At 72.8% G+C, this 12,621-nt stretch carries 15 protein-coding genes; 8 read left to right on the top strand and 7 right to left on the bottom strand.

The window, feature by feature from the left end; all coding sequences use genetic code 11:
* The first annotated feature begins 7 nt into the window (after positions 1-7).
* A complete protein-coding gene (locus BLW76_RS28180; RefSeq protein WP_091312818.1) occupies positions 8-1,600 on the top strand; it encodes a phytoene desaturase family protein in 1,593 nt (530 codons plus the stop codon).
* Positions 1,601-1,788: 188 nt separating this feature from the next.
* Here the strand turns inward: BLW76_RS28180 and BLW76_RS28175 are convergent, their stop codons facing one another.
* Positions 1,789-2,256: an SRPBCC family protein gene (locus BLW76_RS28175; protein WP_091312815.1), complete on the bottom strand. Its 468-nt coding sequence runs from the start codon at positions 2,254-2,256 to the stop codon at positions 1,789-1,791.
* An 83-nt stretch (positions 2,257-2,339) separates the two neighbouring features.
* Here BLW76_RS28175 and BLW76_RS28170 point away from each other — a divergent pair, with 83 nt between their 5' ends.
* Entirely contained in the window at positions 2,340-3,323 is a 984-nt protein-coding gene (locus BLW76_RS28170) for a YihY/virulence factor BrkB family protein (protein ID WP_244170341.1), read from the top strand.
* A 4-nt stretch (positions 3,324-3,327) separates the two neighbouring features.
* Positions 3,328-3,708, top strand: coding sequence for a VOC family protein (locus tag BLW76_RS28165; RefSeq protein WP_091312811.1), 381 nt, complete (start codon positions 3,328-3,330; stop codon positions 3,706-3,708).
* A gap of 273 nt (positions 3,709-3,981) precedes the next feature.
* Here the strand turns inward: BLW76_RS28165 and BLW76_RS28155 are convergent, their stop codons facing one another.
* Both BLW76_RS28155 and BLW76_RS28150 read right to left on the bottom strand, forming a co-directional pair.
* A complete protein-coding gene (locus BLW76_RS28155) occupies positions 3,982-4,311 on the bottom strand; it encodes a hypothetical protein (protein WP_091312806.1) in 330 nt (109 codons plus the stop codon).
* 81 nt (positions 4,312-4,392) lie between these two features.
* Positions 4,393-5,406 carry a DNA topoisomerase IB gene (locus BLW76_RS28150; protein WP_091312803.1) on the bottom strand — a complete coding sequence of 338 codons (1,014 nt, stop codon included), beginning with the start codon at positions 5,404-5,406 and terminating at the stop codon, positions 4,393-4,395.
* A 92-nt stretch (positions 5,407-5,498) separates the two neighbouring features.
* Between BLW76_RS28150 and BLW76_RS28145 the strand changes: the two genes are divergently transcribed.
* Together BLW76_RS28145 and BLW76_RS28140 are read left to right on the top strand one after the other, a co-directional pair.
* On the top strand, positions 5,499-6,293 hold the full coding sequence (locus BLW76_RS28145) for an SDR family NAD(P)-dependent oxidoreductase (protein WP_091312800.1): 795 nt from the start codon (positions 5,499-5,501) through the stop codon (positions 6,291-6,293).
* Complete coding sequence (locus BLW76_RS28140; RefSeq protein ID WP_091312797.1) at positions 6,290-6,814, top strand: DUF1360 domain-containing protein; 525 nt, start codon at positions 6,290-6,292, stop codon at positions 6,812-6,814. Before BLW76_RS28145 ends, BLW76_RS28140 begins: the two co-directional genes overlap by 4 nt.
* Positions 6,815-6,835: 21 nt before the next feature.
* Here the strand turns inward: BLW76_RS28140 and BLW76_RS28135 are convergent, their stop codons facing one another.
* On the bottom strand, positions 6,836-8,338 hold the full coding sequence (locus BLW76_RS28135) for an FAD-dependent oxidoreductase (RefSeq protein WP_091312794.1): 1,503 nt from the start codon (positions 8,336-8,338) through the stop codon (positions 6,836-6,838).
* Positions 8,339-8,422: 84 nt separating this feature from the next.
* Here BLW76_RS28135 and BLW76_RS28130 point away from each other — a divergent pair, with 84 nt between their 5' ends.
* Positions 8,423-9,697: an ATP-grasp domain-containing protein gene (locus tag BLW76_RS28130; protein ID WP_091312791.1), complete on the top strand. Its 1,275-nt coding sequence runs from the start codon at positions 8,423-8,425 to the stop codon at positions 9,695-9,697.
* Between the two features lie 7 nt (positions 9,698-9,704).
* Here BLW76_RS28130 and BLW76_RS28125 read toward each other — a convergent pair whose 3' ends face one another.
* Together BLW76_RS28125 and BLW76_RS48765 are read right to left on the bottom strand one after the other, a co-directional pair.
* Positions 9,705-10,220, bottom strand: a complete 516-nt coding sequence (locus tag BLW76_RS28125; protein ID WP_091312788.1) for a DinB family protein — start codon at positions 10,218-10,220, stop codon at positions 9,705-9,707.
* A 123-nt stretch (positions 10,221-10,343) separates the two neighbouring features.
* Positions 10,344-10,508: a hypothetical protein gene (locus BLW76_RS48765; protein WP_167384754.1), complete on the bottom strand. Its 165-nt coding sequence runs from the start codon at positions 10,506-10,508 to the stop codon at positions 10,344-10,346.
* A 153-nt stretch (positions 10,509-10,661) separates the two neighbouring features.
* Here BLW76_RS48765 and BLW76_RS28120 point away from each other — a divergent pair, with 153 nt between their 5' ends.
* Both BLW76_RS28120 and BLW76_RS28115 read left to right on the top strand, forming a co-directional pair.
* Positions 10,662-11,381 carry a methyltransferase gene (locus BLW76_RS28120; RefSeq protein WP_091312783.1) on the top strand — a complete coding sequence of 240 codons (720 nt, stop codon included), beginning with the start codon at positions 10,662-10,664 and terminating at the stop codon, positions 11,379-11,381.
* On the top strand, positions 11,368-11,580 hold the full coding sequence (locus tag BLW76_RS28115) for a CDGSH iron-sulfur domain-containing protein (protein WP_091312781.1): 213 nt from the start codon (positions 11,368-11,370) through the stop codon (positions 11,578-11,580). The genes BLW76_RS28120 and BLW76_RS28115 overlap by 14 nt, the downstream gene beginning before the upstream one ends.
* Before the next feature lie 42 nt (positions 11,581-11,622).
* Here BLW76_RS28115 and BLW76_RS28110 read toward each other — a convergent pair whose 3' ends face one another.
* Positions 11,623-12,618: an iron-containing redox enzyme family protein gene (locus BLW76_RS28110; RefSeq protein WP_091312779.1), complete on the bottom strand. Its 996-nt coding sequence runs from the start codon at positions 12,616-12,618 to the stop codon at positions 11,623-11,625.
* Positions 12,619-12,621 lie beyond the last annotated feature (3 nt).

Raw genomic sequence — 12,621 nt, 5'->3', positions numbered from 1 at the left:
GGCCGCAGTGAGTACGGAAGCCGTCGACGCGGTGGTGATCGGCGCCGGGCACAACGGCCTGGTGGCGGCGAACCTCCTGGCCGACGCGGGCTGGTCGGTGCTGGTGCTGGAGGCCACCGACTACGCCGGCGGGTCGATCCGGACCGCGGAGGTGACCGAACCGGGCTTCCGCAACGACCTCTTCAGCGCCTTCTACCCGATGAGCGCGGTGTCGCCGGTGATCAGGGGCCTGCGGCTGGACGAGCACGGCCTGCGCTGGCGGCACGCGCCCGACGTCCTGGCGCACGTGTTCCCCGACGACCGCTGCGCGGTGCTGTCCCGCGACCTCGACCGCACGGCGGCGTCGGCCGACGAGTTCGCGCCGGGCGACGGCGACGCGTGGCGTGAGTTGTTCGCCCAGTGGCGCGAAATCCGCGAGCCGCTGCTGAACGCGTTGTTCACGCCGTTCCCTCCGGTCCGCCCGGCGCTGAAGCTGCTGCGCCGCACCGGAACCGGCGACGCCCTGCGGCTGGCGCGCATGCTGACGCTGCCCGCGCGCCGCTTCGGCGACGAGCTGTTCGACGGCGAAGGCGCGAAGCTGCTGCTGGCCGGGAATGCCGCGCACAGCGACCTTTCCGTGGACAACGCCGGCAGCGCGGTGTTCGGCTGGCTGCTGGCGATGATCGGCCAGGACGAAGGCTTCCCGGTGCCCGAAGGCGGCGCGGGCGAGCTGGCGGCGGCGCTGGTCCGGCGGCTGGAGTCCCGCGGCGGCACCATCCATTGTGGACGTCCGGTGCGGTCGGTGCTCGTCGGGGACGGGCGGGCGCTGGGCGTGCGGGACGCGGCCGGTGTGGCGATCCGGGCGCGCAAGGCCGTCCTCGCCGACCTGCCGGCCCCGCTGCTGTACCGCGAGCTGGTGGGGGAGGAGTGGCTGCCGTCCCGGCTGGTCGCCGACCTCGGCAAGTTCGAGTGGGACAGCGCGACGGTGAAGGTGGACTGGGCGCTGTCCGCCCCGATCCCGTGGACGGCGGAGGCGGCCCGCGGCGCGGGCACGATCCACCTCGGCGCGGACCTCGACGGGCTGTCGGCGTTCGGGGGCGAGCTGGCCCGCGGCCGCACCCCGCGCCGCCCGTTCGTGCTGCTCGGCCAGATGACGACGAGCGATCCCTCGCGTTCCCCGGCGGGCACGGAAGCGGCGTGGGCGTACACGCACGTCCCGCGCGGCACGATGGAGAACCGGGCGGCGCTGGAGCGGCGGATCAAGCGGATCGAGGAGACGGTGGAGGCCAACGCGCCGGGCTTCACGGGGCTGATCAAGGCCCGCTACGCGCAGGGCCCGGCGGAGCTGGCGGGCCACAACCCGGGCCTGGTGGGCGGCGCGGTCAACGCGGGCACGACGGCGATCCACCAGCAGTTGTTCTTCCGCCCGGTGCCGGGCACGGGCCGCGCGGACACCCCGGTGGACAGGCTGTACCTGGCGGGAGCCTCGGCCCACCCGGGCGGAGCGGTCCACGGCGGCCCCGGCGCGAACGCGGCCCGCGCCGCCCTGGCCCGGGCCGGACTCCTGGGCGGCGGCTATGCGGCGGTGATCAAGGCGGCGCACCGCGCGATCTACGGCTGAGGTCGCTGGGGCGGGCGAGCCACGGCGGATGTCGCGAGGTCACGGCTCCGGCGGGCACGGCCAGGCGATGCGCCCCAATGTGGCGTTCGGTGCGTTGGACGCACCGAACGCCACATTGGGTGCGTTGGACGCAACCAACGCCACATTGGGGCGCTCGTCCCGGTCGTCTGGGGCTGCGGCGGGACCGGCTAGGGGTGGGGGTGGCCGTGCTGGGCTCGGGCGTGCTTGCCCGTCGCCAGGTCTGCCAGGCGGGCCAGGGACTCCGTGTTGCGTGGCTTGGCCACCAGCGCCTGCACCGCCTCCGGGAGTACCTTGCCCGGTCCGCGGGTGACGTGCTCGGTCATCCGGACCAGCGTCTGCCCGTCGCCGTGGGGGACCAGGGTCAGGCCGACCGCCGCGGCGCCCAGTGGCCAGCCGCGGGCTTCCAGGGACAGGGACAGGCCCGGCTCGACCGCGCGGACCACCGTCACGTCCTGGATGTGGAACGGCCACGGGCCCACGCTGTGGTGGATCCGGGAGCCGACCGCGGGCCAGTCGTCGTCGACGTCGCGGATGTGCGAGCTGCCGACCACCCAGCCGGCGTAGAGCCAGCCGTCGGCGAGGACGGCGAACACGGCGTCGGGCGGTACGTCGATCACGCGGCTGACCTCGGGCACGGCTTCCTCCAGCTTCAGGCGACAAAACACGCATACCCATTCGCGGACGGGGTATGCCTCGCCACGATCGAGTGGAGGTGGCGATGGTGGCCAGGCACGGAAAAGCACCCGAAGGGCCGGGAGAACTGTCGAAGCGGTCGTGGGGCGCGGTGCTGAAACGCACCTTCAAGCAGTTCAACCGGGACAACCTGACCGACTGGGCGGCGGCGCTCACCTACTACGGCGTGCTGTCGCTGTTCCCGGGCATCATCGTGCTCACCGCGATCCTCGGCCTGCTCGGCCCGGACAAGATCCAGACCGTCATCGACAACATCAACCAGGTGGTGCCGGGGCAGGGCAAGGACATCCTGGTCGGCGCGATCAAGGAGCTGACGGGCTCGCGGAGCCTCGCCGGCCCGCTGGCGATCCTGGGCCTGCTGGGCGCGCTGTGGTCGGCGTCGGGCTACATCGGCGCGTTCATGCGGGCGTCGAACGCGATCTACGGCATGCCGGAGGGGCGGCCGGTCTGGAAGACGATCCCGCTGCGGATCGCGTTGACGGTCGGGATCGTCGTGCTGCTGGCGGCGTGCGCGCTGGGCGTGGTGGCGACGGGGTCGGTGGCCCGCCGGATCGGCGACCTGATCGGCCTCGGCTCGACGGGTGTGCTGGTGTGGGAGATCGCGAAGTGGCCGGTGATCGCGCTGCTGGTCAGCCTGGCGTTCGCGTTGCTGTACTGGGTGGGCCCGAACGTGCGGCTGCCGAGCTTCAAGTGGCTGACGCCGGGTGGGCTGCTGGCTGTCGTGCTGTGGGTGCTGGCGTCGGCCGGGTTCGCGCTGTACGTGGCGAATTTCGGTTCCTACAACAAGACCTACGGTTCGCTGGCCGGGGTGATCGTGTTCCTTGTATGGTTGTGGATCTCCAACCTCGCGGTCCTGCTGGGGGCCGAGCTGGACGCGGAGCTCGCGCGTGGTCGCACGATCGAGGCGGGGCACGCGGAGGACCAGGAGGATCCGTTCCTGCCGCCGCGGGACACGAAGGCGATGGACGACGACGAGGCCGCGGCGGTGGCGGAGTCGGAACGGAAGTGAGCGGATGGCCTGCCGGATCACGGAACTGGTGCTGGACTGCCGGGACCCCGACCGGCTGGCGGAGTTCTGGTGCGCGGTCCTCGGCTACGAGGTGATCGGCCACGAGCCGGACGGCCTGGAACTGGGCCCGCCGGGCGGCCGCTTCGGCGACGGCTCGGTGACGCTGATCCTGGCCCAGACGGACAACCCGCGCCGCGGAAAGCTCCCGTTGCACCTCGACGTGAGCCCGGCGGGCACGGACCAGCAGACGGAACTGGCGCGCTTGACGGCCCTGGGCGCCCGGCCGGCGGACGTGGGCCAGACGGGCGAGGAGTCCTGGGTGGTCCTGCAGGACCCGGAGGGCAACGAGTTCTGCTTGCTGCGCAAGGACGTGGGCGCGGGCTGACAACGGCTCGCGGCACGAGGACCCGCGGCGCGACGGCTCCGGTGGCAAGCGCCCCAATGTGGCGTTGGGTGCGTTGAACGCACCGAACGCCACATTGGGTGCGTTGGATGCACCGAACGCCACATTGGGTGCGTTGGATGCACCGAACGCCACATTGGGTGCGTTGGATGCACCGAACGCCACATTGGGTGCGTTGGATGCACCGAACGCCACATTGGGTGCGTTGGATGCACCGAACGCCACATTGGGTGCGTTTCCGGCTTTGACCGGCGGTCAGCCTTCCCCGGCCGAACACCGACGCCACTGCACCGCGTCCCCGGTCCGATCGGCGTGCCAGACCGGCGCCGCCTCAGGCTCCCACGTCGGCACCAGGCGGCCCGTCACCACCCGGCCGCGCGCCACCCTGCCGAACAGCTCCACCCCGTCCTGCCGCCGGGCCGCGGGGATCCACGCCGGGTACCGGGTGCCCGGCAGCTTCCGCTCGACCCACTCGCGGGCCGAGCCCTCGGTCCCGTGCTCGGACTCCACGATGCTCGACACCACGCCGTCGCCGCCCACGGTGAGGGCGATCGACGCGCGCCAGCGGACTGCGGAGGATGTCATCCCCTCCAGGTTCCCCGACGAGCTCGGTCCCCGGCCAGTACACGTTCGGATGGATCCCACCGTGCCTCCCACTCCGCACCGTCACGACGCGTTCAGCAGCCTCGCGCACGCCCGCTCCAGCACCGCCCGGGCGTCGTCGCCGTCCAATCGCGCTGCTCGCTTCAACGCCGGTGCGATCGTCTTCTCCGCGCGGTACGCCTCCACCAATCGGGGGTCCACATAGGACGATCGACAGACCGCCGGCGTGTTGCCCAGCGCCGTCGAGACCTCCTTCATCACCTTGGCCTCCGCGCGCTTGCGGGCCGTCTCCGACGTCGGGGGATCCGCTGCCGCGAACGCGGCCGCCGCCAGGACCGTGGCGTTCCACGTGCGCATGTCCTTCGCCGTGCAGTCCTCGCCCGCGAGCTCCTTGAACCGCTCGTTGATGTCGGCCGCGTGCACCTCGTGCCACGTGCCGACCTCGCGGTAGACCAGCAGGCGGTCGCTGCCGGAGCGGCTGCGCAGCAGCGACTTCACCACCGCCGCCAGCTCGGCGTCGCAGATCGCCACCTCGCGGTCCAGCCCGCCCTTGGCGACGTAGCAGAAGCGGCACTCGTCGCCGCGGACGGCCGCGTGGGAACGCAGCAGGGTCGCGACGCCGTGGGTGCCGTTCTCCTCCGCGTACTCCTCGCCGCCGGTGCGGAAGATGCCCCGGTCGAGCATCCGCAACGCGGCCGCCAGGACCCGCTTCCGGGTCAGGCCGCGCCCGGCGAGGTCGTCGGCCACCGAAGCACGCCACTCGGGCAGCCGGCGGGCCATCTGCAGCACCCGGTCGTGCTTCTCCTCGTCGCGATCCCGCCGCCACTGCTCGTGGTAGAGGTACTGGCGCCGGCCGGCGTCGTCGGTGCCCACCGCCTGGACGTGCCCGTTCGGGTACGGGCAGATCCACACGTTCCGCCAGGCCGGCGGGATGACGAGGTCCTTGATCCTGGTCAGGACCTCCTCGTCGGTCACCGGGGAGCCGTCGGGCATGGCGTAGGAGAACCCGCGGCCGCGGCGGATCCGCTTGATGCCCGGGCCGCGCAGGTCACTGCGCCGGAGTCTGGTGCGTCCCACCGCCGCGAAATACCCGCCCCACGTACCGGGAAACCATGATTGCCCCCTCCGGTGGCGGGTAGCCGACGACCGAAGCACCGGAAGGAGCACGGATGACCACCGCAACCAAACCCCTCGCCGTCGTCACCGGCGCGTCGAGTGGCATCGGGCTGGAACTGGCGAAACAGTTCGCCCGGCACGACTTCGACGTCGTCCTGGCCGCCGAGGACGCCGAGCTCGACACCGCCGCCGAGGAGGTCCGCGCGTGCGGCGCGCGGGTCGAGGCGGTCCGCACCGACCTCGCCGCCGCGGCCGGGGTCGAAGAACTCGTCCGACGGCTCGCGGACCGCCCGGTCGAGGCACTGGCCGTCAACGCCGGCGTCGGCATCAACGGCGAGTTCGCCGGGGAGACCCTGCTGGAGGACCAGCTGACGGTCGTCGACCTCAACGTCCGCTCGGCCGTGCACCTGACCAAGCGGGTCGTGCCCGGCATGGTCGGCCGCGGCCACGGCCGGGTGCTGTTCACCTCGTCGATCGCCGGCACGTCGCCCGCGCCCTACCAAGCCGTCTACGCCGCCTCGAAGGCGTTCCTGACGTCGTTCTCCGAGGGCCTGCGGGCCGAGGTGAAGGACAAGGGCGTCACCGTCACGGCGATGCTGCCCGGTCCGGTCGACACCGAGTTCTTCGAGCGCGCCGACATGACGGACACCAAGATCGCCGCCGGCGACAAGGACTCCCCGGCCGACATCGCCGAAGCCGGTTACGAGGCCCTGATGGCCGGGAAGGACAAGATCGTGCCCGGCGCCGTGAAGAACAAGCTCCAGGCAGCCGGCTCGCGCGTCCTGCCGGACGAGGCCAAGGCAAAGCAGCAGGGCAAGATGATGCAGCCCGGATCGGCGGACGAATGAGCGTCATCGACGAAGTCACCGAGAAGGCGAAACAGGTGCAGCACCGGTACGCCGGTGGCGAAGACCGGCCGCTGGGCGGGTACGTCGTCACGATGAGCGCGTACAGCGGGCTGGTCGGCGGGCTGACGCTGCTCGGCCGCGCCGTCGGGGCCCGGCTGCCGCAGCGGTTCGGCGCCGGCGACACGGTCCTGCTGGGCGCGGCGACGTTCAAGGCCAGCCGGCTGCTGGCCAAGGACGCGGTCACCAGCCCGCTGCGCGCGCCGTTCACCCGGTACGAAGAACCGGCCGGGGACGACGAGCTGAACGAGTCCGTACCGGGCAAGGGACACGTCGAGCACGCGGTCGGCGAGCTCGTGTCGTGCCCGTTCTGCCTGAACGTCTGGGTCGGCACCGGACTGGCCGCCGGGATGGTGATCGCCCCGCGCGCGACCCGCCTGGCGGCCACCGTGCTGACCGCGGTCGGCGTGGCGGACGCCCTGCACCTGCTCTACGACGCGGGCAAGAAACTAGCGTCCGGATAGCCCGGATCCCTGCGCCGCGGCTCATTCCGGGCCGCGGCGCAGCGGGCGGACCGCCGGGCCCTGCACCACCTCGCCGTCGACGCCGAAGCGCGAGCCGTGGCACGGGCAGTCCCAGGTCTTCTCGGCGTCGTTGAACGAAACCAGGCAGCCGAGGTGCGTGCAGTGCGCGCCGACCGTGTGCAGCTTCCCGGCCTCGTCGCGGTGGGCGGCGACCAGCTCGCCGCCGACGCGGACGACCTCGGCGTCGCCGGGCCGGAGGTCGTCGAGCCGGTCCGACCGCCACAGCGCCGCCACGTGGTCGCCGACGAGGTACTTCGCGACGGTGAGGTTGTCCTGGGCCACCTCGAGCACCGAGCGGGCGTCGAAGCGGTTGGGGTCGAACAGGTCCGCGGCCGGGTGCGGCTCGCCGAGGATCCGCGCCGCCAGCACGTGGCCCGCGGCCGTGCCGCCGGTCATGCCCCACTGGCCGAACCCGGTGGCCACCCACAGGTTCTTCGTCCCCGGCAGGTAGCGGCCGACGTAGGGCAGCAGGTCGGGCGTGGACATGTCGTGGGCGGACCAGCGGTGGGTGACCCGGTGCAGGCCCGCGTGCGCGTCCGCCCACTCCGCGAGCCGCCGGTAGCGGCGTTCGACGTTGACGTGCGCGCCCACGCGGTAGTGCTCGCCGCCGGCGATCACCATCGGCGTCCCCTGCTCGGTGTACCCGCGCACGGAGTGGTGGGTGTCGGCGTCGAGGAACATGCCTTCCGGCGCGGTGTTCCCGGCCGCCGGGCCCGCGACGACGAGGTCGCGCACCGGGGCGAGCCGGGCGAAGTACAGGCCGCGGTCGAGCACCGGGTAGTGGGTCGCGACGACGACCTCGCCCGCGACGACGTCGCCCCGCGAGGTCCGGACGGTCTGCCCGTTGAGCGCGGTCGCCCGTGCGTGCTCGACGATCGTGCCGCCCGCCCGCTCGACCTCCGCGGCCAGGCCGAGCAGCCACCGGCGCGGGTGGAAGTGCGCCTGCCCGGTGGTCCGGACGGCGCCGAGCGCGGGGACGTCGAGCGCGACGTCCTCGGTGAACGACGCGGGCAGCCCCGCGGCGGCGGCCGCGTCCGCCTCCTGCTTGAGGGCGTCCACGGTGCTTTCCCGCGTCGTGTAGACGTAGCTGTCCGCGCGGGTGAAGCCGCAGTCGATGCCGAGCTCGGCGGCGGTGGCGGCGATCCACTCGCACGCCGCCGCCTGCGTGCCGGCGTAGGCCTTCGCCGTCTCGGCGCCGTGGCGGGACGTCAGGTCCGCGTACTTCGCCCCGTGCTGGGCGCTGACCTTCGCCGTGGTGTGGCCGGACACCCCGGCCGCGACCCGCTCGGCCTCCAGCACGACCACCGAGCGGCCGGCGCGGGCGAGCAGCAGCGCGGTGGTGAGCCCGGCGATGCCCGCGCCGAGCACCGCGACGTCGGCGGATTCCGGCACGGGTACGCCCGTGCGGTCCGGGGCGGGAGCGGTTTCGACCCACAGCGAAAGCGGTTCGGGCAGGGCGGTCATGCCTGCGGATGCCCGCTGACGGCGTCGGCAAACCGGCCATCCGGCCCCGTTTGGCCCGCGCGAAACCACGGGTAGCCCCTGCGCATGAGTACCGACATCTTCGTGATCGGCCTGGACGAGGAGAACCAGCGCGTTCTGGAACGCCTGCCCTGGGCCGGGACCTACCGGTTCCACGGCCTGCTGACCCCCGAAGAGCTGCAGCACGGCGACATCGACTTCGAAGCGCTCCTGAAGACCGCCCAGCACGAACTGGACGCGTTCGACGGCGAAGTCGGCGCGATCGTCAGCTACTGGGACTTCCCGGCCGCCTCCCTGGTGCCCATCCTGTGCGCCCGGTACGACCTGCCCAGCGTGCCGCTGGAGGCGGTGCTGAAGTGCGAGCACAAGTACTGGAGCCGGCTGGAGCAGAGAAAGGCGATCGACGAGCTGCCGAACTTCGGCATCGTCGACCTCGACGCCGAGCACCCTGCCCCGCCGGAGGGCGTCGGCTACCCCATGTGGCTCAAGCCGGTGAAGTCCTTCTCCTCCGAACTCGCTTTCAAGGCCGAGAACGACAGCGAGTTCGCCGACGCCGTCGCCGAGATCCGAGCCGGGGTCGGCCGCGTGGGGGAGCCGTTCGGGTACGTCCTCGAACAGGTCGACCTGCCGCCGGAGATCGCCCGGGTCGGCGGCGCCGCGTGCCTGGCCGAAGAGGCGCTGCACGGCGTCCAGGCGGCCGTCGAGGGCTACGTCTACCAGGGCGAGGTCACCGTCTACGGCGCCCTCGACTCGATCAACTACCCGGACAGCTCGTCGTTCCTGCGCCACCAGTACCCGTCGCAGCTGGGGGAGGAGCCGGTCCAGCGGATGCGGGACGTCGCCGAGCGGGTGATGAAGCAGATCGGCTTCGACAACGCCACGTTCAGCATCGAGTTCTTCTGCGACCCGGAGTCGGGCCAGGTGTGCCTGCTGGAGATCAACCCGCGGCACTCGCAGTCGCACGCCGAGCTGTTCGAGTTCGTCGACGGCGTGGCCAACCACGAGATCATGGTCCGCCTCGGCCTGGGCCAGGACCCGGCCCGCCGTCCGACGAAGGGCACCTACCAGATCGCCGGCAAGTGGTACCTGCGCCGGTTCGAGGACGGTGTGGTGACGCGGGTGCCGACGCCCGAGGAGATCGCGGCGGTGCAGGACCGCATCGACGGCACGCAGATCGAGGTCGTCCCCGAGGTCGGGCAGCGGCTGTCGGACCTGCCGGAGCAGGACAGCTACAGCTTCGAGCTGGCCCACCTGTTCGTGGCCGCGCACACCGAGCACGAGATGGCGCAGAAGTACCAGGCCTGCGTGGACGCGCTGCCGTTCGAGTTCGACCCGGCGTAGGCCTGGGTCAGTAGTAGCCCTTCGTGCCGTCGAGCAGCTCCCGGACGATGTCGGCGTGGCCCGCGTGCCGCCCGGTCTCCTCGACGAGGTGGATCAGCATCCAGCGGAGGTTGGCGCCCCCGGCGCGGTAGCCGGGGTGGCGGCCGACGTCGTCCAGGGACGCCGCGGCGACGATGGCGTTGCTGCGGGCGCACTGCGCCTCGTACTCCGCGAGGAGCTCGGCGAGCGGACGGCCTTCGGTGCGCCAGTCGGCGTCCTCGGCCGACTCGTCGAAAGCCGGGTTCTCTCGCTCGTCGCCGCCGAGGAACAGCACCTCCAGCCAGGTGTGCTCGGTCCACCGCATGTGCGCGACGAGCCCGGCCATCGTCATGGCGGGCGAGGTCGGGAGCACCGGGCGGTGAGCGTCGGCTTCGCTCAGCCCCGTGCACTTCCAGCGGAGGATCCGGCGTTGCAGGTCCAGCCAGCCGACGAGCGCGGTGCGTTCGTCCGCCTGCAGCGGCGGGCGAGTCAGTTCCGGTGCCATGCCGGCGCACGCTACCCGGGGGCGGCGCGGCAAGGCACCTGGTTTTGCCGTCCGGCCCGTGGCGCGAAAAGCGGGGGTCGCGTTCGGACAGTCCGAACGCGACCCCCGCGGGGTGTCGAGGGCTCAGCCCGACTGCGGGTCGCTGTCGTCGTGCTCGTTCCCGCCCGACGTGCCCTGCTCGCCGCGGAGCGTCTCGCGCTGCGCCTCCGGCGTGTCGCCGTGGGGGTCGTCGCCCCGGGCGCCTTCGGCGGGGTCGGTCGGGTGCTGGGTGCGCTCTTCGGATGTCATCTCGGCCCTCCTTCACGGTCCTTTCCGCACCGGATACCCGGCCGTGCCGGGCTCAACCACCGGCGTTTGCCCCGGTGATCGCCGGGTAAGCGGGGGCGACGCGGTTTGCCGCCGGCGATCGCGCCGGGACCGCGGCGAGTGAAGGAGACCCAGATGACCACGTCGGCGGAACCCGTCCGCCCGGGCCCCTTGGCCGCCCGGTCCGTCGTCCACCGGCCCGTGCCGGCCGCCCCGCGGATGCTGCGCCTGCCCGGCGTCTACCGCCCGCAGGAAGACACCGCCCTGCTCGCTTCGGCGATCGCCGAACTGGCGATCCCGGCCGGCGCCCGTGCCCTCGACCTGTGCACCGGCACCGGCGCACAGGCGATCACGCTGGCCCGCCGTGGTGCGGGAACCGTTTACGCGCTGGACCTTTCGCGCCGGGCGCTGGCTTCGGCGCGGCTCAACGCGCTGGTCCGGCAGCTCGCCGTGCGCCCGTGCCGGGGCGGTCTCACCCGGGCGCTGCGTGAGGGCCCGTTCGACGTCGTCGTCGCGAACCCGCCGTACGTGCCGTCCCCGGCGCCGGCGGTCCGGTCCACCCGGGGCTGGGACGCGGGCCCGGACGGCCGCGCGCTGCTGGACCCGTTGTGCACCGCCGCGGGCACGCTGCTGCGGCCCGGCGGGACGATGCTGCTCGTGCATTCCGCCTTGTCCGATGTGGACAAGTCGCGGGAAATGCTGGAAGCACAGGGGTTGCGGGCTTCGGTGGTCCGGCGCGCGTGGATCCCGTTCGGCCCGGTCCTGTCCGGACGGACGGAGTTCCTCGAGGCGGCCGGGCTGATCGAGCCCGGTCAGCGGGTGGAAGAGCTGGTGGTGCTCCGTGCCGACCGGTGAGCGGGGACCGCGGCGGGTGACCGTCGTCCCGGGCGGCCCGGTGCTGGTCGAGGGGCCGGTCGAGCTGTGCACGCCGGACGGCGAGCTCGTGCGGTCCGAGCGGTTCCTGGTCGCGGTGTGCGCGTGCCGGCGCAGCAAGCGGTTCCCGTTCTGCGACACCAGCCACCGCAAACGCGTCCGCACGCAGGCGGACGACTGACGTGGCCTGCCTCCCGGGCGCAGGCCCGGGAGGCCACGGCCGTCACGGTCGCAGCGAGGACTTCCCGGCCTTCCAGCTGTCCAGCAGCTGGGCCCCGAAGCGGCCCTCCAGGAACTCGGTGGCCTGGATGCCGAACACGACGTCGGCGGCCAGCTCGGGCTCCTGGTCCAGCAGGTCGCCGAGCACGTCGTGGCGCATCACCTGCTCGTGGACGGCGTCCGCTTCGATGTGCTCGGTGTAGAAGAACCGGCAGGCCTCCGGCGCGTCGAGGCGCCGCAGGGCCTGGTCCAGCCGCTGCGCGGAGGGCGCCGTGGTGATCTCCGCCGCCGCGAAGTGCCCGCACAGCGCGCCGCGCAGCGACCGGTGCAGGCCGAACAGCGACATCATGTTGACCACCGCCAGCATCGAGCCGGGGACCTGGTCGATGAGCTCCAGGTAGCCGTCGGGCAGGCCCGCCGCGTGCAGCAGGTCGGCGTAGAGGCGCGCGTGCACCCGGTCCGCGCGGCCGCCGCCGAACTCGTCGAACTCGACCGCGACCAGCGCGGCCTTGGCCCGGCCGCGCAGCCGCGGGATCACCCACGCGTGCGGGTCGGCTTCCTTGTGGTGGTAGATCGAGCGGTGCGTGAAGTACTCCCGCACCTGCGCCCAGTCGCCGTGGTCGCGCAGGTAGTGCGACACGCCTTCGGCGTCGATCGGCTCGACGAGCAGGGCGTCGAGTTCGGCCGTGACGTCCTCGCCGCCGGCCACGTTGTCGCGGAGCGCGGCCAGGAACCGCGCCTCCAGCGCGCCGCGCAGGCGCAGCAGCTCCGGGTCCCACTCCCAGTCGGGGGAGACGCCCGGCAGGCCCTGGTAGTGCAGCTCGTAGCACAGGTGCAGCGCCAGCTGGAGGTCGTCGCCGAGCGGGTCGGTGTCGGCGAGGACGTCGAAGTCGAGGTCCGCCCGCGGCCGGGCACGCAGGAGGGTCCCCAGGACGGACTCGGAGAGCGGGCCCCGGGCGGCCGGCAGGGTGGCCGCCCCCGGGGAGGTGGAAGTCGTCATGGT

It is taken from the genome of Amycolatopsis tolypomycina (assembly GCF_900105945.1).
GTDB classification, from domain to species: Bacteria; Actinomycetota; Actinomycetes; order Mycobacteriales; family Pseudonocardiaceae; genus Amycolatopsis; species Amycolatopsis tolypomycina.
The sequence above is the reverse complement of the archived record's forward strand: the minus strand, read 5'-3'. Positions and strand labels throughout refer to the sequence as shown.

Bases quoted from the DNA above. Each gene is read 5' to 3' on its own strand.
- BLW76_RS28170 (WP_244170341.1), top strand. From the start codon at position 2,340: ATGGTGGCCAGGCACGGAAAAGCACCCGAAGGGCCGGGAGAACTGTCG.
- BLW76_RS28165 (WP_091312811.1), top strand. From the start codon at position 3,328: ATGGCCTGCCGGATCACGGAACTGGTGCTGGACTGCCGGGACCCCGAC.
- BLW76_RS28155 (WP_091312806.1), bottom strand. From the start codon at position 4,311: ATGACATCCTCCGCAGTCCGCTGGCGCGCGTCGATCGCCCTCACCGTG.
- BLW76_RS28145 (WP_091312800.1), top strand. From the start codon at position 5,499: ATGACCACCGCAACCAAACCCCTCGCCGTCGTCACCGGCGCGTCGAGT.
- BLW76_RS28140 (WP_091312797.1), top strand. From the start codon at position 6,290: ATGAGCGTCATCGACGAAGTCACCGAGAAGGCGAAACAGGTGCAGCAC.
- BLW76_RS28135 (WP_091312794.1), bottom strand. From the start codon at position 8,338: ATGACCGCCCTGCCCGAACCGCTTTCGCTGTGGGTCGAAACCGCTCCC.
- BLW76_RS28130 (WP_091312791.1), top strand. From the start codon at position 8,423: ATGAGTACCGACATCTTCGTGATCGGCCTGGACGAGGAGAACCAGCGC.
- BLW76_RS28125 (WP_091312788.1), bottom strand. From the start codon at position 10,220: ATGGCACCGGAACTGACTCGCCCGCCGCTGCAGGCGGACGAACGCACC.
- BLW76_RS48765 (WP_167384754.1), bottom strand. From the start codon at position 10,508: ATGACATCCGAAGAGCGCACCCAGCACCCGACCGACCCCGCCGAAGGC.
- BLW76_RS28120 (WP_091312783.1), top strand. From the start codon at position 10,662: ATGACCACGTCGGCGGAACCCGTCCGCCCGGGCCCCTTGGCCGCCCGG.
- BLW76_RS28110 (WP_091312779.1), bottom strand. From the start codon at position 12,618: ATGACGACTTCCACCTCCCCGGGGGCGGCCACCCTGCCGGCCGCCCGG.